A 20,285-nucleotide genomic window follows, 5' to 3' on the forward strand; every position below is an offset into this window, starting at 1 on the left:
GTTAGCAACAGCCGAACAAGCGACCAAAGCCGTCAAATTGATCGCCAACGCCACTCATTCTCATCGCGTGCCAATATAAAACCGTGTTGTTCGCGATAACTGGCTTGCCAGTCCACTGTTCTGCGGTATGCGCGAAGCTGCTCATCGGCACATTGGTACCCACTTGGACAATGGCCTCGACACCCGGCGCATTGGCCGTTTCCACCGCTTGCCGCAGGTCTTGCAGGCTGACCTCTGCAATTCGGGATGGGCTCTGCCCCCCCAGATTGGCCAGTGCCACTACCTCATAGCCCTTGTCCACAAAGAACTGCGACACGGCCTCATTCCCAATAGCGGTATACGGGGAAATCAGGCCGATGCGGCGCACATTTCCCAGGCGAGCCAGAGCTTCTTCAATGGCATCGGCGCTGGTGGTGATCCCGATGCCGCCCGCAGCGTCCTGCAAGTGCCCCAGCATCTGCTGATGCCCCTCTACCCCTCTCCAGTAAGCATCCGGCGAGACAGCCACGATGATGCGGTTGAGCTGGCAATCTTTCAGGGTCTTGATTGCCGGTTCGGTCGATCTGCGCATGGCATGGATCACACTGTTGAAGCCTGGCTCTGCAGTAAGCGCCTCATCCACGATGACCATGCGGCCAACATGGTTGGTCACGCCAAACGGGCGCATGCTGTCCATTTCCGGCTGGGCAGAAGTGTTAGTCGACGGGATGACTACGCCTATACGCAAACGGTGGCCGAGAACTTTGGGTGTATTGCTCATTTTTGATCTGCTTTGCCTCTGTCAAGTGCTGGAAATCGCGATCCATCTGGCTACAAATGCCAAATGGGTTGACCACGAATCGGCGGCATCATACAGTGACTGGAATGATCATTCCAAATTAATTATTCATTTTGTATTTTTTGGCCGTGAAACCACAGAGCATGGACGCATGATCTGAAACGACCGGAATGATCAGGGCAATGGCACGCAACCACAGGCGGCCTAACAGGCCGCGGATACACCCACAAAGACGTCGGTTTATCACCGGCAAGACAAATCAAGGACATCACAATGAACAGCACAATCCCCACCGTTGCAGTATTGGGTACCGGCCTGATTGGCGCGCCTGTAGCGCGCAATCTGGCAAATAAGGGATTCAAGGTGAAGGTATGGAACCGCACTGCCGCCAAGGCGCAGGCTATCGAGCAGGGCAATCTGCAGGCATGCGCCAGCGTGGCCGAGGCCGTGAGCGATGCCAGCTACATCTTGACCGTGCTGAAGGACGGCGACAGCGTCGCTTCGGCAATGGAGGCCGGCAGCGGGCATTTTCAGCCTGGTGCCAAATGGCTACAGCTCAGTACCGTGGGTATCGACGCCAGCGTCCGCCTGGCCAGCCTGGCCCGGCAACGGCAACTGGTGTACTTCGATGCGCCAGTGCAAGGGACACGTCAACCTGCCGAGCAAGGCCAGCTGATCATTCTGGCTGCCGGACCACAGGCCGAGAGAGAGTCGGTGCAGCCCTTGTTTGATGCCATCGGCAAACGCACACTGTGGGTGGACAACGAGCCTGGTCAGGCAAGCCGGCTGAAGCTGGCACTGAACAACTGGGCATTTGCCCTGACCCATGGGCTGGCAGAGAGTCTGGCTCTGGCCAAAGGCCTGGGGGTAGACCCGGCACTGGTCGTCAACGTGGTCAGCAACGGGCCAATGGATTGTGCCTATTTCCAGCTCAAGAGCGCGGCCATTCTGGCAGACAACTACACGCCAAGCTTTACGGTTGCCAACGCGGTAAAGGACGGCAAACTCATCATCGAGGCCGCTCGCCAAGCCGGTGTGCAGGCCAATGTAGCCGCCGCGGGATTAGAACGCTTTGAACGAGCCCTTGCTGCGGGCCATGGCGACAAAGACATGGCCGCCAGCTTCCTAGCGTCAGACCTACCTGTCTGACTGTCGCCTGCGGGTATCAAGGAGTCCACCACACACGGCCACGCAGATCGACTGAGGTGTGTACGCTACCTGCTGCAAAAGCAAAATTCACCTCGAACGGCTGGATTCGGTGTTGCCATTCACTGTGAGCGGCCGGCGCCAGCCACAAGCGGCCGGCATCCCGTTCCAGCTGGCAGACTTCGAATTCGGTGAATTCAACGATGCGGCCAAGGCGGTAAGACATGGCCTTGTAGCCGGCCTCTTTGGCCGAAAAGATCAGAGTGGCCACGGCGGCCAGGTCCTCCCGAGGCAAGTAGGCACGGTCTGCAGCGGTACAGCAGACAGCCAGAATACTGTCCAGCCGATCGCCGGTCGCCAACGGTTCGCAATCCAGCCCCAACTCGCCGGGTTCCGTACTGAATGCCGCCACTGCTGCAGCAAGATCAGGGCTATGGGTAATGGCCCCCGTGGCGCCGTCAGGCCACCGGGGCATACCTGCTGCATCGCGCCCGACCACCGCTCCGTGCATATGCAAGCTGGCCAGCGCCTGTTCAGCACACAAACGACCGGCCAGAAAAGACATCTGCCGGGAGCGGACTGCCTGTGCGGGAATTGCAGGGTGCAGGCTGGCGGGTGTGACATCCCCCAGCAAAGCGTCCAGCGCCGGCAGCGACAAGGCAGCTGTCGCCACCTTACCCGTCTGCAGTGGCCACGGTCGCCACAATGCAGTCAGGCTGGCGGCGGCCTCCATGCCCCGGATTGACAGCCAATGCAGCAGCGTGGGCAATACGCCCGCCTGCCCAACATCGCTTAACATGGTGTGATAGCCTTTTGCGCTTGCAGACATGCCGAGCATACTAACAGAGCACCAGCCAGCTCTTCCGTGGACGAACGGTCAAGTAGCGAAGTCAACGTCAACCACTCCACTCCCATTTGCCGATTACTATGCATATCCCTCATTTTCATCCCGACGACGCAGCCGACGCGGCTATGCGCATTTTCTGGCAGAAAGGCTATGCCGCCACGTCGATCCAGGATCTGGTCGAGGGAACCAGCCTATCGCGCAGCAGCCTTTACAACACCTTTGAGAGCAAACACGGCCTGTTTCAGCACGCCTTGCGCCGTTACCATGGCCAGACTGCGGCCATCGTTGCCCTGCTGGCTGAGGATGGCTCTGCCGTAGCTCGCGTGCGTGCCCTGTTGCAGCAGATTGCCACGGACGAACTGACCGACGCATCCTGTTGTGGCTGCCTGGTGGCTAATACGGCACTGGAACTTGGCGGACGCGACAGTATGGTAACCAGCTTGCTGGGCGAACACTTCAATACCCTTGAGGTTGCCCTTACCGCCCTGATACAGCGAGGACAGCAACAGGGAGAGATCTCCGCCGACAAATCGCCCACCGCCTTGGCGCGTTTCATTGTCGCTACCATTCAGGGCCTGCGTGTGCTGGGCCGTGGCTATAGAGGAGTCGAACAGCCGCAGCGCCTGAACGATGTCATCGATATCGCCCTCGCCTCCCTGTGTAGAGCGAAGGCGTGAAGAAGTGAATCGCCCCCAGCCTCTCCAGACACTCTTGGGCCGTTGGTGGTCTGCCCCAGCTTCAGCTTGCAGTAAAAACATTGGCTGCGTACTTAAAGAAAGCGGTTAAGGCCGGCGCAAAAAGAAAGTTCGCGTGAAATCTGCAGGCTAGAGGAAACTAGCACCAACCGACTCCACCGACAGTGATAATCCACTGATTTCCCTATAGAACAACCGACACAACTGCTCTACCCCCGGCTCGGAACCCTCACGCGCATAGAGCGCCAACTGCACCGGAGGCAAAGCCGGCAAGCGTTCATGACGCAGGGCCTGCACCCCGGCCGGTAACGTGCCCGCAAGCAGGGTACTGACGCCAAGACCAGCCTGTAGTGCCACCTGCACCGCCTGCAGATTAGAGCTCTCGAATCCGCAACGCCATGTCAAACCGGCCTGCTGCAGACTGGCGAGTGAAATATCACGCCACAGGCAAGGTGCTGCAAAGAGCACCAGCGGCAACGGAGAAGCTGTCAGGTCGAGCGTTGCCAGGCCTGCCCACAGCAAGGGACAGGACACCTGCCAGCGGGGCGTCAAACCTAGCGGCCAGGCTGGGTCAGCGATGATTAGGTCTAGCTCACCGGCAGCAAGTAGCTCGCCTAGCCGGGTGGTTGGCGCCACCGTTATGCTCAGCTGCCAACGAGGATGAGCTGCAACGAAATCACTCAGCACCGTCACCAGTCGCGCCCCAACGATATCCTCGATCAAGCCGATGCGATAGCACACCTCCTCAGCCTGCTCACCCGCGCCACAACCGGGCACCAACTCGTCAGTCAGCGCCAGGATGCGTTCGGCGTATGGCAACAATGCCGCTCCGGCCATTGTCGGCACAATGCCGCGTGGAGAACGCTGCAGCAGCGTCTGGCCGACATGCTCCTCCAATTTGCGGATCTGTTGGCTCAGCGCCGGCTGTGTGCGGGCTAGCCCACTGGCAGCCCGGTTGATGCTGCCTGCACGCAGCACGGCCACGAAAGCACGTAGCAAGCCGGTATCGAGGTCAATGGCCATAACGTAAGCTTATAGCTGGTCTAATAAGATGCAGTCTACCTATAACTTTACTGCCGAGCCACAATCAAGCACCCTCCACTCAGGACATCATCATGTACTTCATGACAATTCTGGTGGCAGTGGCAGGCTCGGTAACTTATCACCTGTCACTCAAGCACCTGCCCAACACGCTCAACCCGTTCTTTTCGCTCGTGGCCATTTATGCCTTCGCCTTATTGATTAGTCTGGCGGGCATGGCGCTCTACCCCACCGGTAGCCGTAGCCTGAGTCAGCTCAACTGGAGCATCCTGGGTGCGTCCCTTGGCATTATCGGTATCGAGGTGGGCTTCCTGCTCGCTTACCGCGCCGGCTGGAGCATGGGTTACACCGCCTTGAGCGCCAATGTGCTAACCACCCTGATGCTCCTTCCGCTTGGCTATCTGCTGTACCGTGAGCAACCTACACTGGAGCGGCTTGCCGGCATGTTGCTCTGTTCAGGCGGGCTGTGGCTGTTGTTGCGCCGTTGAGTGTCGAGCAAGCACTTCAAGACCTGCCGGCCAACCACATGCCAGCCTAGGCGAAGTCATCAGCGCATCACTGCGACAAATCCACCCGTCGAAACAAAGTCACCAGAAAATCTACCAGCACCCTGACCCGCTGCGCCTTGCGCACATCAGGGTGCATCAACACGCGTAGGGGGCGGGCCAGTGGCGCCTCAACTTCTAGACACACCAGCTCTGGAAACAGCCTCCCCAGGAAATGCGGCAAAAGGGCAATTCCTCAGCCTTCACCCGCTGCCCACAGCTTCGTGGCCAGCTCATTGCGGCACAACACCTGTTGGCGTCTGGCCAGATGGGCATCAAACCAGTCGTTCAACCACAGCCCCGGCATGCTGTCGTCAAACCCGACGAACACTCGGTTCTCCTGGGGCGGCACCTTCCACAGCACCGTGCCGTACAGACCGTACCCCACCGAGGCAATCGGCCTACCGATCAGGTCCGGTGTTTGCGGCTCGCTCAGCCGGTCGGCCAAAGCAGTCATGCATGACTGATGTTTGGAGTGGCTGCTTCTTTATCAAAAGCATGCCCCATGCTGCCAGGTAGAAAGACGGTCATTTTGCTACTTCAAACAATCCAACAATCAGCTTCGTGACAGCATGGCCGTTGCTCTAATCACGCCAGCTGCACGATCTGTTTACGGAACTCATCAGGCGTTGCCCCCATCATACGGTCGTCGGCAGCCTGTCGCAGCGATCGGATGCAATGTCGAGCACGTAGTAGCAAGCCGCGGACCGTGTACTGGCGCCATGCTCCGTATTGGCATTGCATTTCGGATGTATTGCGGGGTGATTGAGTTGTCTGCCAGAATCTGCGGATTATTGGAGTAGGGAGAGTAAGAGATGCCCTTGTCGACCCGCCCCGTCACACTCCTGGATGCCGTCCTCGTTAGTCAGATGATTGGCTCACTCTTCAACGAGCTACGGGGCGTTCTGCCACCAGAAGCGCGAGCTCTAGATGTAAGGATGGTTGAGGGCGTGCTCGCTACTTCTCCATAAGTGAGCGGGTTCTTCCTTGTTGAAGATGAACTGCCCGTTGACCGATTATGCCGATCGAATATCATATTGGTCGCTTTGATTGCGAACAACATGCAAAGGAAACCATGACCGACCTCTCCGCCTTTCCGATCACGAAGAAACGGCCCGCGCGCCATCCCGACCGTATCCAACTCTATTCCTTGCCGACGCCCAACGGTGTCAAGGTATCGATCATGTTGGAAGAAACCGGCCTGGCTTACGAACCGCATCTCGTGAGCTTCGAAACCAACGAGCAGATGTCGCCGGAGTTCCTGTCGCTTAATCCGAACAACAAGATCCCGGCGATCATCGATCCGAATGGTCCGGGTGGAAAGCCACTGCCGTTGTTCGAATCCGGTGCGATTCTCGTCTATCTTGCCGACAAGGCGGGAAAATTCATGCCGCAGGATCCGGCGGGCCGCTACGAGACGCTGCAATGGCTGATGTTCCAGATGGGCGGCATCGGCCCGATGTTTGGACAGGTGGGGTTCTTCAACAAGTTCGCTGGCAAGGAGTATGAAGATAAGCGGCCACGCGACCGCTACATTGCCGAGTCCCGGCGCTTACTTGGCGTACTCAACCAGAGACTCGCCGACCGCAAGTGGCTCATGGGAGATGCCTACACGATTGCCGACATGGCGATCTTCCCCTGGGTGCGCAACCTGATCGGTTACTACGAGGCCGGTGAACTGGTGGGGATTGCGGATTTTCCGCATGTCACGCGCGCGTTGGATCAATTCCTCGCACGCCCAGCCGTGGCAAGAGGGCTGACCATTCCCAGCCGGGACGCAGCCCCTGTGTAAGAGCGTGCGAAGATTAAGAGAGACTACGTCAGAAATGCCCTGCTCTCGCTCGGGGCTGTATGCCACGTTACTCCGCTAACAATGGCTGGAGCATAGCCCTTCGAAAGGACTAAAACGGACTTTCAGCCAGCTGTCACACGAAGGTCTGCAGTGGGTCAGAAGTGGCTATCGGCCCCTCCGACCGGCATGACCGCTGTAGCCGCCCAGGAGGGATTAGCGGCAGATCGTCGGCCAGAGCGGCCGATTATCTTCTCCATGAAAAATGGCCGGTTCTGGTTACAGACCGGCCATTGGTTACTTGAGAGGCGGGATTGTTGCTTTACCACTGAGCCAAGTCGGCATTCGACCCGTTCCGGCCGTTCAAGGCAACGTGGTCTAACCGCTGGTTTCTGAGCAGAGCTGTCGCCATGGCGAAGTCATTGCAATGACGTCAGGGTTGGTTGGGCGCCATGAGATTTGCTGGCTAGGCGGACTCCGCCACCTGCGCCATGCTCTCAAGCGCGGCCAGTACTTGGCTACCAGCCGCCTCCATGGCGACCACGGCGGCCAGGGTGGCGACAGGATCACCTCGGCTGTGGGCAGTCAGAGCGTCCTGAACGTGTTTGTGCAGGCTCAGGTGCGGTGCATCCATGTCTTTGTAGACCGGCAGGTGAGAGTGCTGCTGCCCTTCGCCGGTGTAGTACCATTGGCCAAGGCGGCACTGGGTGTGGTCAACGAAGTCTTGTGCGCCTTCTTGCGACATGCCAAAGAGGACGCGATATACGCGGAACTTGAAGAGTAGATGGTCGATCTTGGCCACCTCGCAAAAGCCCCGCAGGGATGAGGCTGCCGTGCTGCCCTCTGCAAGGCGCGATAGTTTGAGGACGTGGCTCATGGTGGCGGCGGCGGCCTTGCCATTGCGGCTGAACTCCCCCGCTTGCGTAGCAAGAATTTCCATCTGGCTGCGGCTAACCGTGCTGTCATTACGCATAGCAGCGACCAAGTCGGCGATTTCGCCGGTCGCACCGGTAGTCCGTTCTGCCAGCTTGCGTACCTCGTCGGCCACTACCGCGAAGCCGCGCCCGGCATCGCCTGCGCGGGCAGCCTCGATGGCAGCATTGAGGGCGAGCAGGTTGGTCTGGTCGGCAATGTCCTTGATCAATTGCACGATGCCGCCGATCTGCCGGGCGCGTCCATCCAGGCTGGATACCTGTTCGGCGGCGGCGACCGAGTCCCTTGCAAGGTGGCCGAGCTGTTCGGCGATGGCGGATATCTCTATGGTGCATTGATCGGCGACGGCGCAGGTTTTGCGGGCACGGTCCCGTTCGGCACGCATGCCCTGGGCCAGATCGCCCATGCTGGTCTGCGCGTGGGTCATGGCGGTGCCGACGCTTTGCAGTTGTTCGAGTAACTGCCGGGTTTGCGTGTAGCGTGCTTCGGCACTCTGCCACTGCGTGTCGCTGGCGCGGAGTTGGGCATCGGCCTGCGCCAGCTCGGCATCTCGTCCGGCCAATTCGCTTTCTAGCTGGGCAATGCGCGCCAAAGCGGCGCTCAGGTGTTTCCCTGGGACAAACATGAGGGCTCCCTAGTCTTTCCGACGCTGTCGGTCGGCTTCGATGATGACGCGCACTTGGGCTTCGTCGTAAAGCCGAGGCAGGTGCTTGGGGCAGTTCCAGTCAAAGGCCTCGACGCGGATGAGGATCAGCCGCTCGACCGGAGCGCTATACTCCCGATCGCTGTAGGCTTCGCAGAGCTGCGGCGCGGCGGCGGCCTCCAGCAGCGAGGCACGGCCCCACAGTTTGAGGCGGCGCCCGTTGGCGTAGTCGGTCAGGATCAGCGCCACCCTGTCATCACCGGCCAAGTTGCCTTCGCTGATGTATTGGCGGTTGCCGGCGAAGGAGGTGTAGGCCAACGTTCTGGCATCAAGCACCCGCAGGAAACCGACCGGTCCGCCCCGGTGCTGGACATAGGGCCAGCCTGTCTCGGACACCGTGGCCTGGTAGAAGCTGCTGCGCTCGGCAATGAAGGCGGCTTCACGTGGGCCCAGTTGGCTCCCAGGGTTCGGGTCGTCGCGATCCGTCCCTTCAAGCAGCGGGCGATAGGCCTGGCGGCTGCCGTGGGCTTCTTGGGCAGCAAGGACACGGGGGGTGAAGGCGATGCGGGCAAAGGCGCGGGGCATGGCGGATCTCCTGCTCGATGTGGCGCCCCGCGCCAGGCGGGGCGACGGGCATCAGGCGGTTTTACGCAGCTCGACCACGGGGAAGTCGATCTCGGTGGCAGCTACGTTATTGACGTAGTTGGTCAGCAGATTGAGGGCTACGTTGAGCACGATCTCGACTACTTCGCCGGGACCGAAGCCGGCGGCCTGCAAGGCGGCGAGTTCGGCATCGCTCACCTGACCGCGCGACTCGACCACCCGGCGGGCAAAGCGCAGCGCCGCATCGGCCTTGGTATCGGCGGAGTGGCCGTCTCGGGCGGCGTCCACCTCGGCGGCGTCGAGCTTGGCCAGATTCGTCGCCAGGTAGCTATGGGCGGCCAGGCAGTAGGCGCAGCCGTTGAGCTCGGCCACGGTCAGCGCGATCCGCTCACGCAGGCGCACATCGAGGTTACCTTTGGCGAGTGCACCGTTGAGCGCCAGGTAGCCTTCGAGAGCAGCCGGGCTGTTGCCCACCAGTTTCATCAGATTGGGAACCACGCCCAGTTGCTGATGGACCGCTGCGAGCAGAGGTTGAGCAGCGGGCAGTGCGTGTTCGACGGCGGGGATGGGCAGACGGGACATGGTGATTCTCCTGATTGAGTGGGAAGGGCCTCGCTGCCACGACAAGCGGTGCAGCAGCGGGTGACATCACTTTGCCAAACCCCACTTGAAAGAAGAATCCTCATGGAACACAATTGATTATTCCATTAAGTGGAACAATAAAATGGACCGCTTTCATCTGATGAGCACTTTTGTCGCGGTAGCCGAGGCCGAAAGCTTTGCCGGCGGGGCCCGTCGTCTGGGTCTCTCGGCCCCGGCAGTGACTCGCGCGGTGGCCGCCCTGGAGGCACGTCTCGGGGTCAAGCTGTTGCACCGGACTACGCGCCTGGTGCGCACCACTGAAGCAGGGCAGCGCTATCTGGAAGACGCGCGGCGAATCCTCGCCGAGGCCGACGAAGCCGACGATGCCGCCGCCGGGATCAACGCCGGCCTACGCGGCCATGTAGCAGTGACTGCCCCCACTCTGTTTGGCAGGATCCACGTCACCCCGGTGCTGGTCGAGTTCATGCATCAGCATCCACAATTGCAGATTTCGGCGCTGTTCCTCGACCGGGTAGTAAATATGCTCGAAGAAGGGATTGACGTCGGCGTACGCATCGGCGAGTTGCCCGACTCTGACTTGCGGGCTCAGCGTGTGGGTGAGGTGCGCCGCGTGGTCTGCGCCTCGCCCGAATATCTGGCGCGGAATGGCACTCCGACACACCCTGAGCAGTTGCTGGGACACCAGATTATCTCGGCCTCTGCCGTCAGCCCTACCGTCGAGTGGAAGTTCCAGGCTCAAGGTATGCCTCTGGCGGTTCGTATCCACCCCCGTATGCAGGTCAGCAGCAACGATGCGGCTATCGTCGCGGCGACCCGGGGCGCGGGCATTACCCGGTTACTCTCATATCAGATCAGGGAATGGGAAAGCGCAGGACGCCTGCAGGTGCTACTGACCGAATACGAGCCGCCGTCCTTGCCCATCCATGTAGTACACCGCAGCGGCCCCAATGGGGCGGCCAAGGTTCGCGCACTGGTTGACCATTTGGTGGCCAGCCTGCGTGCAGGGACGCCTGGGCGATACTGACAGCCCTTGATGCTAGTGCTGAAGAGACATTACCGCTTCGAATCGTGGGCAGTCCTGCGCTGCTTACAAAAGCGACCATTGAACTCTATAAGCAGTTGAGCGGCAGTTATCTGGCATATTGCCGACTAAACTAGAATAGAGGCTGAAGGGCGGCTTAGGCCGACGATCTGCCGCTGATCCTTCCTGGTTGGCTGCAGGTCGGCCTAGCATCTCGTGCTATTTGCTGGGTGTGTGCCAGTCTTCACTTAAGTCCCAGTTTGCAACAGCTGTGAAATATCCCGCTTCGGTGGCAAACCAAACAGGCGGCCATACTCGCGGCTAAACTGTGACGGGCTTTCATAGCCCACACGGAATGCTGCCGTGGCGGCATCCATTCTTTCATTCAGCATCAGGCGCCTGGCTTCATTCAGTCGCAGCCACTTCACATATTGCAGAGGGCTCATAGCCGTGAGCTGACGGAAATGGTGATGCAGACTGGAGGGACTCATCTGGATACGCGCCGCGAGCTCGTCAATTCTGAGCGGCTCGGTGTAATGCGATTTCAGCCAGTCGATTGCCCTGGCAATGCGCTGACTGTAGCTGCCAGTAGCCAGTGTTTGCCACAGACGCGCCGCCTGATCGCTCATCAGCAAGCGATAATGGATTTCCCGTTGGATCAGTGGCGACAAAATGGCGATGTGCTCCGGCTCATCCAGCAGCGACAGCAGGCGGCCGAAGGCGGCATGCAGCTCCGGCGTAATCGTGCCAAGGGCCATACCATGGTGATGGCCTTTGTTCTGTGGCGCAGCAAGCCCTCCCTGGGCAATCAGCTCGGCCATGATGCGCAGATCTAGGCGCAGCACCAGGCCAAGACAGGGCTGCTCGACACTGGCATCCAGCACTTGTGAGCTGGCCGGCAAGTCAACCGAGTTCAGCAGGAAATGGCTGGCGTCATAAGGGTAGGACTGATCGCCAACCAACATCTGCTTTGCCCCCTGCACCACCAGCACCACGCTGGGCTCCACCATGCAAGCACACGGTTCAGTGCCTTGTTCGCGCCGGAAAAAACTGAGGTTAGGGACGGCGGTTTGGCGATCCTCGTTGCCCTGAGTACGCCTGGCGATGGCCGCTATCAACTGTACCTGCAGCGCGGATGATGTCGTTTGAGAAGCAGAAACCGAGTCCATCGGGTTGTCCTTTGTTCGATAAATCGTACCCTAGCGCCATGAATTGGTTCTGTCTGCTTGATTTCCATGCACTTACAGGATCAGGCAAGCAATCTGGGGGATCAGACCATGGGTTCATACAACTTCGCATCAAGAATGGACCATGGACGGGCTACGTACTGATGTCGGAGCAGAAGCGCCCGCTATTCAGTGGTGATAGCGGCTACAGGCCGCACTTCCGCGATATCGGCCAACGACTGGGCCGTTTGACCAGAGGGCCCTGGACATGGGGCATGTACCATACACGCTGGCCGCTGTTACACATGACGTCCGAAGAGTCCGCTCTGGCCGCCACGCAGTTGGGCGCGCGGCGGCTACTGCCGGCACGCGGTGTGTCGCTTCAGCCTAGCAAGACACCGCTGGAACACGCCATTCGAGCGTATCGTGGCAGCCAGCCAGCGCCGTGCCTACCAGCAGCGAACACCGCGCATCAGTGAGTCAGTCGACCAGGACAGTACAGTGACTGCATCGACCCCGTGGTGGCAAAGCGTCGCCACTAATTAACTCACGGTAAAAAACATGCCGTAAATGACACTGACTCAAACAGGCATCAAGCGCTGACCGCGGCCGACCAGGGAGGCGCCGAGCAACAGCAGAACCATCCCGCCCAGAAACGTCGCGTGGATCGAGAGGTGATCCAGCAGCGCGCCACCCAGCGCACCGCCCAGCAAAATTGCCAGCTGGATAGCGGCCACCAGCAAGCCGCCACCGGCCTCCTGCGCATCTGGCAGGCTGTGCGCCAGCCAGGCGGACCAACTCACCGGAATCGCGGCGTTCAATCCACCCCAGATCAGCAGACAAAGTGCTGCCCACACTGGCACGCTGCCGGTAAGCAACAAGGCCAGTGTGGCCAGGGCCAGCAATAGCGGCAGCCCGCCCAGCAAGCGATACAGATGCGATGTCAGTAGACGGCTGGCCAAGTGTGTGCCGGCAAAACCCGCCACACCCAGCACAAATAGCAGCAGTGAGAGCTGTGGCAGCGAAACGTGGGTTTGTGATTCGAGGAACGGACGGAAGTAGGTAAAGCTGGTAAAAGCACCCGCAAAAGTCAACATCACCGCCGGCATGGCGACCCGCACGTGAGAGCGTGCCCACAAGCTACGCAGCCTGAGGTTGGCCGCAGTCTGCCGGGCGGGCATGGGTGGCAGGCTACGCCATTGCCACCACAGGTTCAGGGCCACCAGCGGCACCATCAGCCAGAACACACCGCGCCACCCCACTAGACCGCCGAGATAGCTGCCCAGCGGTGCGGCCAACGTGGTAGCCACAGCGTTGCCGGTATACAGAGCCCCCAGTGCAGACGGCACGGCTGCCGCCGGCACCAACCGGCTTACTGTTGCCGTGGCCAACGACCAAAAGCCGCCAACCACGACTCCCAGCAGCGCCCGTGCCAACATCAGTACGCCAAAGTTGTGTGCCAGTGCCATACAAGCCAGCGAAAGCAGCATCAGACCGGTCAGGCCCAGTAGCACGTGGCGCCGATCCATGCCCCGGCATACACGGGTAATCAGCAGGCTCGCCAGCACGGCAAAAAAGCCGGAAATGGCAATGGCTTGTCCGGCCATGCCTTCGCTGGCACCCAGGTCAGCGGCTAGTGGCGTCAACAGGCTGACCGGCATGAACTCAGCAGCAATCAGCATCGCCACGCAGAAAGACATCGACAAGACAGCGCTACGATGCGGTGCCGCGCTGGAGGCAGAAGCGCTAGAAAAATTAGACATGGAATTCCCAAGAAGAGGCAGATCGTGCAGCACGAGAACCGTGGCGCACGCATGAAGACATGGCTGGACTACTCACCACCGTGGGTAGTCCAGCAACCTGAGGGAAGCGATTACTTCAGGTTCTTGCCGAAGAAGTCAGCAATGGCATCAAACGGAATGCGGTCGACACGATCGTACAAATCGACATGGTTGGCGCCCTTGACGATCAGCAGTTCCTTCGGTTCGGCTGCCGCGGCGTACGCAGTTTCGGCAAAGTAGCGGGAATGGGCCAACTCGCCATGCACGAATAGGATGGGGCGCGGCGAGATTTCCTTGATGTAGCTAAGGATGGGCATGTTCATGAATGACAGCGGCGTCGTCACCGTCCACGCATTGCCCGAGTTGACAGCCCGCGGATGGTAGCCACGCGGAGTCATATAGTAGTCGGCGTAGTCCAGCAGGAACTGCGGTTCGCCCCCCTTCAACTTGTTGTAGGCAGGCTGGTAGGCGGGCTGGCCGTTGGCCGCATCTTCCCAGCGCTGGCGGCTCAGTTGTTCAAGCGTCTTACGGCGTTGTTCCGGCGTAACGCTGTCGTTGTAGCCCCTGGACATGACGCGGGTCATATCGTACATGGTGCTGGCCACCACGGCTTTGACACGCTTGTCGACTGCCACCGCATTCAGCGCCATGCCACCCCAGCCACAAATGCCAATGGCACCGATGCGCTCCCGATCGACGTAGGACTGCAGACCGATGAAGTCCACTGCCGCCATGAAGTCCTCGGTATTGATATCGGGTGATGCCACATTTCGTGGTTCGCCACCGCTCTCGCCGGTGTAGGAACCATCGAACGCCAGTGTGACAAAGCCACGCTCGGCCATGGATTGCGCATACAAGCCTGAAGCTTGTTCCTTCACCGCACCAAACGGGCCGCCCACCACAAGTGCGGCTAGACGCAGGCCTTGGCGGTTCTTTGGCAGGTATAGATCAGCAGCCAGGGTGATACCGTAGCGGTTTTTGAAGGTGACTTTTTGGTGGTCTACCTTGTCGCTCTTGGCAAAGGTCTTATCCCATTCTTGCGTCAGTTGCATGGCATGCTCCTCTGTTGCGAGAGGAGCGGCCACGGCACGCACAGCATGGCTGCTGATGGCTAGCGCCATACCCGCAGCCATGGCGCTCAGGATGAAGCGCTTTCTGGATATTGTGATGCCCATGTTGTACACCTCCGGCAGTTGTTCAATCCAAAAACAGTACGTCAACACCCGCGGATGTATCGGTACCCCTTGCCAGAAAGTGTACGAATCACGGTGCGCAGGGCGATATCACAGTCCTGCGGCATTCTTGCCTAATCCCGCATAGAACCGGATTAGCCACAACGTTATTTCCCGTTAAAGAGAGCACGCTATTCTGCGAATGCCAACATGAGAATCAGCGTATGAGCGCCACGTCACTGAAGCTGCTCTTGTGCTCTTGGTCCGCCAATTACTTGAAGCACGGCATCCCCCTGTCCCTGCTGCCGGATCAATCGGTAAGACACGTCATCACCCGACTTACCCTGCCAGGTTTGAAAACCTTCATGGTCGCCCCCTTCCCCCTCCTGATACCAACAGTCGTAATCGCGACGCCCTCCCTTGCCCTCTGTGATAACAGCCCGCCAGAACATGGCGATCCACTCGCCACGCTCACAGCCACTGGTCAGCGCCGTGCCATCAAACACAAATAGCACCTTCAAATACCAGGCTCCTTCTTCAGACCATGCGGTCGTCCAGACTGCCCCCAAGCAATACGCAAAGACCCCACCCCGTGATGGATACCTGAACATAAACTCGTCGTGTACCTGTGAATCCCCTCGTCCGTCAAAGTAGCCACGTGGTGAGCTTGTGCCGCGATCGCGCTGCAAACCCTCGACAGTTTTTGTTTTTGTGCAAAAATAAAATCGTGCTAAGCTTGTCGTGGTATCAAGAGTGTGAGAGCGACCCTTACAGGGTGGATACCAGCATCAGTACTAGACTGGGGCGTGGCCATCGAGCCACGCCCCCTCTTTTTCCCCGAGTCATCATGCCGTATCTGGAACGTCCACTTTCCCGTCTATTCCATCTGATCCACTGGCGCCACTGGAAAGGCCGACTCGTGGTGTGGAGTGGAGCCATTCTGGCCGCGCTGGTCATTGTGGCCTTTGCGCGCCTGGTCGATTGGTCCAGTACCCTCTTCAACCAGCTCCGACTGCAATCTGCATGGCTACCGTTCCTGCTGACACCGGCAGGCGGCATGCTGATTACTTACCTGACTCGTCAGTATTTCCACGGCGCTGCGGGTAGCGGCATCCCGCAAGTGATCGCCGCGCTCAAAATGGCGCCTGAGCACAGTAAGCAGCAACTGGTTTCGCTGCGCATTGCCATCGGCAAAGTGCTACTGGGAACGGCTGCTCTTGCTTGTGGTTTTTCCAGTGGGCGCGAAGGGCCCTCAGTGCAGATCGGGGCCAGCTTGATGTATTCGGTACGCCAGCTGTTGCCCAGACGCTTTCCCATCCATTCGCATCATCTGATCCTTGCCGGTGGTGCTGCCGGAATCGCTGCCGCCTTCAATACGCCGCTGGCCGGCATTGTGTTTGCCATCGAAGAACTTGGCCGCAAATTCGAAGAGCGCACGAATGGCGTGCTGTTGACTGCCATTATTCTTGCCGGCGTCATCTCCATTTCACTGCAGGGTAACTACACCTACTTTGGCCGGATCGTTGTGGGTCCAATCGACAGCCAGCTCGCGCTACCCATTCTGTTGAGTGGCAGCGTGGCAGGGTTGTGTGGCGGGATATTTGCCCGGCTCATGCTTGCCGGTGCCGCCTCTTGGCCAGGCCTTGCCGGTCAGATCAAACAACAGCAGCCGGTACTGTTTGCGGGTTTGTGTGGCCTGCTGGTGGCCCTGCTGGGATATCTGTCAGATGGTGCTGTGCACGGCAGTGGTTACCTGCCTACCCAGCAAGCCCTTAGCGGTATTACCCCACTGCCCGGGTGGTATGCACCAGGAAAAATACTGGCAACGCTGCTGTCTTACTATTCCGGCATTCCCGGCGGAATCTTTGCTCCCAGCCTGGCGGTAGGTGCAGGAATTGGGCAGGATCTGGCGAATTTACACTTAGTCACCAGCAACAACGCGGTCTGGATCGCCTTGTCCATGGCGGCCTTCCTGGCGGCAGTGACGCAGGCCCCCATTACTGCATTTGTCATCGTGATGGAAATGATCGACGGCCATGCCATGGTTGTCAGCCTGATTGCCTGCGCCTTTCTGGCCAGCCTTCTTTCCAAGGCAATTTCTCCGCCGTTGTATCACACCCTTGCACACAGATTCACGAAACAAGGCTCACTCCATGCCTCGGATGACAGGTCATAACTAAATGAACCGTGGCGATGGTTCAGTTCTTCGGCAAATTATCTTCCGGCCGGAGCGGAGCGCAAATGGCTGCTTTTAACCCTGAAGCGACTGATCTCAAGTGACAAACTCGATGGCTGCTTTGGCCGACCTGCAACCCCAGGAGGGATCAGCGGCAGATCGTCGGCCGAAGCTGCCCCTCACCCTGCCCGTCCCGAACGTCCATTCAAAGCCATATACCGGCCGTTCTTCTACCATCAATGCAAAATGAAAATTATCCAGTAGGCTCTCCCGCCTCAGGGCAGATGGGGGTTGAAGTGGTGCTGCATGATCGTGCTGGCGCGCGCCACAATGGCGGTTTGCTCCGGCACTTCCTCCCACACCTCGGGCAGGTCGACAAGCGGTTCGGACAGCACGAGGAAGGCATCGTCGCCGGCAGCCGTGATGCGCGGGTCGTCCGGATACAGTTCATGCAGGTGGTGGAACGACGTGCTGTGAAACAGCGAGCGCGACTGTGTCTCGCTGGAATAGCGCACGGCGACCAGCTGCTGCCCGTCGGTCGCGCACACGGTCATCGTCAGCGGCGCTTCCACCCCATGGCGCCGCCCGGTCTCCTCGACCAGCGCTGCCATCCGCTCCAGCGCCAGTACCGGCTCGGTCGCTAGGCCATATGTCAAGGCAAGAAAGAACAACAGTTCGGAATCGGTCGTCCCCTCTATCGAGGCGAACAGTTCGGGGGACACCGCCAGCATCAGATCACGGCGCACGGTGTGATAGTCGCGCACCAAGCCATTGTGGACGAACAGCCAGTGCCCGTGCCGGAACGGATGGCAGTTGGTCTCCTGTACCGGCGTATCGGTGGCGGCACGGATGTGGGCCAGAAAAAGCGGCGAATGGATGGCGCGTGCCGCCTCGCGCAGGTTGGGGTCGTTCCACGCCGGGCGCACGCTGCGGTAGCGATATGGCGTTTCGCCCGGGTGCCCGTACCAGCCGAGGCCGAAACCGTCGCCATTGGTGGTTGAGGTGCTGAGCCGTGAATGCAGGCTCTGATCGATCAAGGAGTGCTTTGCTTGAAACAGCACCGTTTCAAGCGGAACGGGGTTTCCCGAGTATGCGAGCCAGCGGCACATGATTGGACTCCGGAGTGAAAATCCATTATGGCACTGCCCCATTTTCATATTGGGTGTTAGGGGTCGCCCTGCGCATTAACTTCGCCCAAGGCCTGCTACTGTGGGCCTTCCCCTTAAGTCGGTTCGGCATCGAAGCGAGAAGTTGCGAAAGTGCCAAGAACAGTGTGCTGCAGCCTTGCGCAGCCAAGTACAGATATCGACGGCTCACGGGTCAAAACCGGACTGGTTTAGATATGTACCATCGGCAGCTCCGGCCGAGGATCCTACCGATGGGCATGGTGATCAGCCAGCTGATCGGCCGAAGCGGCCTTATTGGCTGGATGGATTAATCGACGGCTTTACGGGTCTTTCCGGCCATGGGGGGGGTGCTTACAAGATTAGAGCGATTCAGCCAGATTTTCGCCGAACCACTTTGGCGAGAGCGGGGTTGGCACGAGCTTGCAGAAACTGCACCAGCAGCGGTACAGGGCGGCCTGTAGCACCTTTATCTTTTCCCGTTCGTGTAGCAGTACCGGCAATGTCCAAGTGCGCCCAATCGTATGCTTTGGCGTAGCGTGAAAGGAAGCACGCGGCCGTAATACTGCCAGCCGGCCGGCCACCAAAGTTCACCATATCGGCGAACGGGCTCTGGAGTTGCTCGTGGTACTCCTCGTTCAGTGGCATATGCCAGGCCCGGTCCCCCACTACCTCGCCAGCCTCAAGTAATTCGCGCGCCAGGGCATCATGATTACTGAACAGGCCAGACAGTACATGGCCTAAAGCAACGATGCAGGCGCCAGTCAGTGTGGCCACATCGATTACAGCGGCCGGGGTAAAGCGTTCGGCGTAGGTCAGCGCATCACATAGGATCAACCGGCCTTCGGCATCCGTGTCAAGAATCTCGATTGTCTGGCCCGACATCGAGGTTACGATGTCGCCCGGCTTGATTGCATGCCCGGAAGGCATATTTTCGCATGCAGGCACGATGGCCACGAGGTTGATCGGAAGCTTCATCTCGGCAACGGCACGAAAGGCGCCCAGGACAGCGGCAGCCCCGCACATGTCGAATTTCATTTCGTCCATCGCCTCACCCGGCTTGAGCGAGATACCGCCAGTATCGAAAGTGATACCCTTGCCGATCAGTACCACCGGCCGCACTTGCTTGTCCTTGGCTCCATAGTGTTTGAGCACTATCAGGTATGGTGGCTCGTCCGAACCTTGCGATACCGACAGAAACGCACCCATGCCGAGCGCCCGGATCTCGCTTTCCCCAAGAATTTCAGCCTCGGCTCCCAGTTGGGTGGCCATTTCGCGCGCGCTTTCGGCAAGATAGGTTGGTGTGCATATATTGCCTGGCAGGTTGCCCATATCCTTGGCAAAGCGCATGCCACTGGCAATGGCAAGACCACGCGCCAAGCCTTTCACGCCTACAGCTAGGTCGGTACGGCGCGAAACGGTCAGCGTCAGTTTCCTGAGCGCACAGAGTGAATCATCGATCTTGCTTTTAAACCTGTCGAAGCGGTACATGACATCGAGCGTTGCCACTGTTGCCTGCTCGATCATCCATTCCACGTTGTGCTTTTTGATAGTTATTTCGCTTAGATAGCTGACCGCCTCGCTGGCGGAGGTCTTTGCCAGTGACTTGACGGAGGCCCGAATCACCTCACGATATTCCTTGGCTTGAAACTCTAACTCCTTCCCCAGGCCAACCAGCATTACCCGGTCGCACAAGGTGTTTGGCACTGCATGCAGCAGCAGAGTGCTGCCGAGCTTGCCTTCCATATCTCCGCATTTGAGTACGTCGCTGAGATAGCCATTGGCAGCGCGGTCTATTAGTGCAGCGGCAAAACTGAGCTTGCGCGCCTCATATACGCCGACAATCACGCAGGCCGTGCGTTGCTTGTCCGGGCTACCGCTTTTGATGCAGATATCCATGGGAAATTTCCGTAACTCGGGTGGCAGACTCAGTGACATTGAGTCGCGACCAATAGGCAAGAGCCACAATCTGGCGGGGTGCAACTAGCTCAGGTTGGCCGCATGCGGCCAACCTTTGACGGTCCTGCTTGTGTTTATTCCTGCACGAACGCCAGGCGCATTTCTTCGGCGCGGCGGCGTTCCTGGGCGCGCATGAACTGGTTGGCCAGCACCACGCCCACGGTCACCACGGTGATGAACAGGGTGGCCAGGGCGTTCATTTCCGGGTTCAGACCCAGACGTACCCGCGAGAAGATCACCATCGGCAGCGTGGTGGAGCCCGG

Annotated in this window: 20 protein-coding genes and 1 pseudogene; 7 read left to right on the forward strand and 14 right to left on the reverse strand. The window is 59.2% G+C overall.

All coding sequences use genetic code 11. The annotated features are described in order from the left end of the window. Position 1: 1 nt before the first annotated feature. A complete protein-coding gene (locus PSELUDRAFT_RS16695; protein ID WP_088967902.1) occupies positions 2-760 on the reverse strand; it encodes an arylmalonate decarboxylase in 759 nt (252 codons plus the stop codon). A gap of 291 nt (positions 761-1,051) precedes the next feature. On the opposite strand from PSELUDRAFT_RS16695, the gene PSELUDRAFT_RS16700 reads away from it, so the two are divergent. Further along, the gene (locus PSELUDRAFT_RS16700; protein ID WP_088967903.1) at positions 1,052-1,927 is read left to right on the forward strand and encodes an NAD(P)-dependent oxidoreductase; all 876 of its coding nucleotides are present in this window, start codon (positions 1,052-1,054) and stop codon (positions 1,925-1,927) included. A 16-nt stretch (positions 1,928-1,943) separates the two neighbouring features. Here the strand turns inward: PSELUDRAFT_RS16700 and PSELUDRAFT_RS16705 are convergent, their stop codons facing one another. Continuing rightward, positions 1,944-2,753: a 4'-phosphopantetheinyl transferase gene (locus PSELUDRAFT_RS16705; protein ID WP_157725165.1), complete on the reverse strand. Its 810-nt coding sequence runs from the start codon at positions 2,751-2,753 to the stop codon at positions 1,944-1,946. A 98-nt stretch (positions 2,754-2,851) separates the two neighbouring features. On the opposite strand from PSELUDRAFT_RS16705, the gene PSELUDRAFT_RS16710 reads away from it, so the two are divergent. Next, entirely contained in the window at positions 2,852-3,448 is a 597-nt protein-coding gene (locus tag PSELUDRAFT_RS16710; RefSeq protein WP_088967905.1) for a TetR/AcrR family transcriptional regulator, read from the forward strand. 147 nt (positions 3,449-3,595) lie between these two features. On the opposite strand, the gene PSELUDRAFT_RS16715 is transcribed toward PSELUDRAFT_RS16710, so the two are convergent. Beyond that, positions 3,596-4,489 (reverse strand): LysR family transcriptional regulator, encoded by an 894-nt coding sequence (locus tag PSELUDRAFT_RS16715; RefSeq protein WP_088967906.1) that lies wholly within the window; start codon positions 4,487-4,489, stop codon positions 3,596-3,598. Positions 4,490-4,581: 92 nt separating this feature from the next. Between PSELUDRAFT_RS16715 and PSELUDRAFT_RS16720 the strand changes: the two genes are divergently transcribed. Then, positions 4,582-4,995: a hypothetical protein gene (locus PSELUDRAFT_RS16720; RefSeq protein WP_088967907.1), complete on the forward strand. Its 414-nt coding sequence runs from the start codon at positions 4,582-4,584 to the stop codon at positions 4,993-4,995. A 253-nt stretch (positions 4,996-5,248) separates the two neighbouring features. On the opposite strand, the gene PSELUDRAFT_RS16725 is transcribed toward PSELUDRAFT_RS16720, so the two are convergent. Then, a complete protein-coding gene (locus PSELUDRAFT_RS16725; RefSeq protein ID WP_088967908.1) occupies positions 5,249-5,509 on the reverse strand; it encodes a hypothetical protein in 261 nt (86 codons plus the stop codon). Positions 5,510-6,127: 618 nt separating this feature from the next. Between PSELUDRAFT_RS16725 and PSELUDRAFT_RS16730 the strand changes: the two genes are divergently transcribed. Beyond that, positions 6,128-6,844: a glutathione S-transferase N-terminal domain-containing protein gene (locus tag PSELUDRAFT_RS16730; protein ID WP_088967909.1), complete on the forward strand. Its 717-nt coding sequence runs from the start codon at positions 6,128-6,130 to the stop codon at positions 6,842-6,844. A gap of 463 nt (positions 6,845-7,307) precedes the next feature. Here PSELUDRAFT_RS16730 and PSELUDRAFT_RS20045 read toward each other — a convergent pair whose 3' ends face one another. Genes PSELUDRAFT_RS20045 through PSELUDRAFT_RS16745 form a run of 3 tightly spaced genes read right to left on the reverse strand, consistent with a single transcriptional unit; the run spans position 7,308 to position 9,602 of the window. Further along, on the reverse strand, positions 7,308-8,399 hold the full coding sequence (locus PSELUDRAFT_RS20045; protein ID WP_088967910.1) for a methyl-accepting chemotaxis protein: 1,092 nt from the start codon (positions 8,397-8,399) through the stop codon (positions 7,308-7,310). Between the two features lie 9 nt (positions 8,400-8,408). Then, complete coding sequence (locus tag PSELUDRAFT_RS16740) at positions 8,409-9,002, reverse strand: pyridoxamine 5'-phosphate oxidase family protein (protein ID WP_088967911.1); 594 nt, start codon at positions 9,000-9,002, stop codon at positions 8,409-8,411. Between the two features lie 51 nt (positions 9,003-9,053). After that, positions 9,054-9,602 (reverse strand): carboxymuconolactone decarboxylase family protein, encoded by a 549-nt coding sequence (locus tag PSELUDRAFT_RS16745; RefSeq protein WP_088967912.1) that lies wholly within the window; start codon positions 9,600-9,602, stop codon positions 9,054-9,056. A gap of 85 nt (positions 9,603-9,687) precedes the next feature. On the opposite strand from PSELUDRAFT_RS16745, the gene PSELUDRAFT_RS16750 reads away from it, so the two are divergent. Beyond that, positions 9,688-10,647, forward strand: a complete 960-nt coding sequence (locus PSELUDRAFT_RS16750; RefSeq protein ID WP_231895249.1) for a LysR family transcriptional regulator — start codon at positions 9,688-9,690, stop codon at positions 10,645-10,647. Positions 10,648-10,892: 245 nt separating this feature from the next. Here the strand turns inward: PSELUDRAFT_RS16750 and PSELUDRAFT_RS16755 are convergent, their stop codons facing one another. Continuing rightward, the gene (locus tag PSELUDRAFT_RS16755; RefSeq protein WP_088967914.1) at positions 10,893-11,813 is read right to left on the reverse strand and encodes an AraC family transcriptional regulator; all 921 of its coding nucleotides are present in this window, start codon (positions 11,811-11,813) and stop codon (positions 10,893-10,895) included. 38 nt (positions 11,814-11,851) lie between these two features. Between PSELUDRAFT_RS16755 and PSELUDRAFT_RS20150 the strand changes: the two genes are divergently transcribed. Next, positions 11,852-12,289: an MBL fold metallo-hydrolase gene (locus PSELUDRAFT_RS20150; RefSeq protein WP_157725166.1), complete on the forward strand. Its 438-nt coding sequence runs from the start codon at positions 11,852-11,854 to the stop codon at positions 12,287-12,289. A gap of 102 nt (positions 12,290-12,391) precedes the next feature. On the opposite strand, the gene PSELUDRAFT_RS16760 is transcribed toward PSELUDRAFT_RS20150, so the two are convergent. From PSELUDRAFT_RS16760 to PSELUDRAFT_RS16770, 3 genes are all read right to left on the reverse strand, one after another. After that, positions 12,392-13,510: an MFS transporter gene (locus PSELUDRAFT_RS16760; protein WP_231895385.1), complete on the reverse strand. Its 1,119-nt coding sequence runs from the start codon at positions 13,508-13,510 to the stop codon at positions 12,392-12,394. 173 nt (positions 13,511-13,683) lie between these two features. Further along, positions 13,684-14,766 carry an alpha/beta hydrolase gene (locus PSELUDRAFT_RS16765; protein WP_088968550.1) on the reverse strand — a complete coding sequence of 361 codons (1,083 nt, stop codon included), beginning with the start codon at positions 14,764-14,766 and terminating at the stop codon, positions 13,684-13,686. Between the two features lie 233 nt (positions 14,767-14,999). Continuing rightward, positions 15,000-15,284 carry a hypothetical protein gene (locus PSELUDRAFT_RS16770; protein WP_088967916.1) on the reverse strand — a complete coding sequence of 95 codons (285 nt, stop codon included), beginning with the start codon at positions 15,282-15,284 and terminating at the stop codon, positions 15,000-15,002. A 326-nt stretch (positions 15,285-15,610) separates the two neighbouring features. Here PSELUDRAFT_RS16770 and PSELUDRAFT_RS16775 point away from each other — a divergent pair, with 326 nt between their 5' ends. After that, positions 15,611-16,939, forward strand: a complete 1,329-nt coding sequence (locus tag PSELUDRAFT_RS16775; RefSeq protein ID WP_088967917.1) for a chloride channel protein — start codon at positions 15,611-15,613, stop codon at positions 16,937-16,939. A 275-nt stretch (positions 16,940-17,214) separates the two neighbouring features. On the opposite strand, the gene PSELUDRAFT_RS16780 is transcribed toward PSELUDRAFT_RS16775, so the two are convergent. From PSELUDRAFT_RS16780 to PSELUDRAFT_RS16795, 3 genes and pseudogenes are all read right to left on the reverse strand, one after another. After that, the gene (locus PSELUDRAFT_RS16780; protein ID WP_088967918.1) at positions 17,215-18,048 is read right to left on the reverse strand and encodes a class II glutamine amidotransferase; all 834 of its coding nucleotides are present in this window, start codon (positions 18,046-18,048) and stop codon (positions 17,215-17,217) included. A 387-nt stretch (positions 18,049-18,435) separates the two neighbouring features. After that, a complete protein-coding gene (locus tag PSELUDRAFT_RS16790) occupies positions 18,436-19,962 on the reverse strand; it encodes a leucyl aminopeptidase (protein ID WP_088967920.1) in 1,527 nt (508 codons plus the stop codon). Positions 19,963-20,096: 134 nt separating this feature from the next. After that, positions 20,097-20,285 (reverse strand): annotated as a pseudogene (locus PSELUDRAFT_RS16795) (putrescine ABC transporter permease PotI); the annotation flags it as partial.

It is taken from the genome of Vogesella sp. LIG4, from assembly GCF_900090205.1.
Taxonomy (GTDB): Bacteria; Pseudomonadota; Gammaproteobacteria; order Burkholderiales; family Chromobacteriaceae; genus Vogesella.